This is a genomic window from Oleiphilus sp. HI0086, assembly GCF_001635225.1.
In genome coordinates this window covers 1-992 of record NZ_LWFZ01000049.1, presented here as the reverse complement: position 1 = coordinate 992, position 992 = coordinate 1, and the positions used below count along the sequence as shown (strand labels likewise).

Annotated in this window: 2 protein-coding genes; both read left to right on the top strand. The window is 38.8% G+C overall.

Annotated features, from left to right (window positions below):
- Positions 1–765, top strand: a 765-nt coding sequence (locus A3756_RS26960; protein WP_197481077.1) for an SGNH hydrolase domain-containing protein, incomplete at its 5' end; no start/stop codon positions are given.
- A 13-nt stretch (positions 766–778) separates the two neighbouring features.
- The coding region (locus A3756_RS28485) for a hypothetical protein (protein WP_231875443.1) at positions 779–992 on the top strand (214 nt) is incomplete at its 3' end.

Genomic DNA, 992 nt, shown 5'->3' with positions numbered 1-992 from the left:
GAAGACCGGCAGAAAGCGATAAGAGCTGGTGAGTGTCACTTTAATAGGCTTGGGAAGTACACCGATATCGATTCCTTTATAGATAATTGGCAGTGTCATTCTAGTTCTAAAAGCGATGATGTCTCCAATATACTGGTATTTGGAGACAGTCACAGTGCTGATAAAGCACTAGCACTAAGAAAAAATGGACTTGAAGTGACTCAGTTAGGTGGTGCTGCATGCGTTATTGCCCCAGATTACGTTAGCCAGGATAGGCGTTATTGTTCAAAACTGTTCAGTAAGGCAGAAGAGTTAGCTAAGTCAAATCAGCTATCAGGTGTGTTTGTTTCAAATAGGTTTATAGAGAGTGAACTAACTCTCCCTTATCTAGAAGCAATCTTTGAGTATTGGGGAGCCTGGGATGTTCCAGTATTCATTTTTAGCCCGATGCCTGATTTTTATTTACAAATTCGAGAGTTCAAACTTCATGGAACAACTAATATCTCCCCTAGTTTTTCGAGAGAAGAGAAGTTTTTTTCTTTGCTAAAGCACTCTAGCATTCCGTCTAATATTGAAATCGTTAAGACTTCAGAGCTTTGGTGCAAAGACCTTTCTCCAAGCTTGGAAAGACCCTGTAGTGTTGCAAATCAGTTCAGCATATTGATGACAAATAGAGATCATGTTTCAACAGAAGGCGCTAGAGTAATGGGCGAACAAATATTAGTTAACCCTAAACTTAAGAGTGTTGTTGGAAATATAAATTCACAATTTCCAACTAGTAATTAAAGCCGCCAATTGAATGTCGAATAACTTCAGATCACTAGTAAAGAATACTTCTGTATTGGGAGCCGCGAGGCTTGTCGAGTTTGTCATTGGCTTAGTAAAGATAAAAGTCTCTGCTATTTTTTTGGGTATTGCTGGTGTAGGTGTATTTAATCAGCTAAATTTTCTGTCTCAGAAACTTTCTACGTTTACCTTGCTGAGTACTGGTGAAGCGTTGGTAAAACAGATAG